Genomic DNA, 333 nt, shown 5'->3' on the forward strand with positions numbered 1-333 from the left:
CGGCCGTCCTGCGGCAAGCGCTTCTCGGCGATGTCGAGCTTGGCCATCACCTTGATGCGGCTGACCACCGGCTGGGCCACGGCCTTCTGCGGGCGCAGCACTTCGCGCAGCACGCCGTCGACGCGGAAGCGCACCAGCAGACTGTGCTCGAAGGGTTCCAGATGAATGTCGGAGGCGTTTTCCTTCACCGCTTCCGTCAGCAAGGCATTGATCAGGCGGATGATCGGCGCCTCGTCCTCGCTCTCCAGCAGGTCCTGCGGCTCGGGCAGCGCATCGACCAGCTGGTTGAGGTCCGCGCGCTCGTCGAAGTCGGCGGCCATCGCCCGCGCGTCG

Annotated in this window: 1 protein-coding gene; it reads right to left on the reverse strand. The window is 67.6% G+C overall.

Going from position 1 to position 333, the window contains the following annotated elements; all coding sequences use genetic code 11:
* The coding region (locus tag FLQ44_RS10095) for an ATPase, T2SS/T4P/T4SS family (RefSeq protein WP_276607844.1) at positions 1–320 on the reverse strand (320 nt) is incomplete at its 3' end.
* Positions 321–333 lie beyond the last annotated feature (13 nt).

Origin of the sequence: Vogesella mureinivorans (genome assembly GCF_007644035.1) — a bacterium.
Classification (GTDB): Bacteria; Pseudomonadota; Gammaproteobacteria; order Burkholderiales; family Chromobacteriaceae; genus Vogesella; species Vogesella mureinivorans.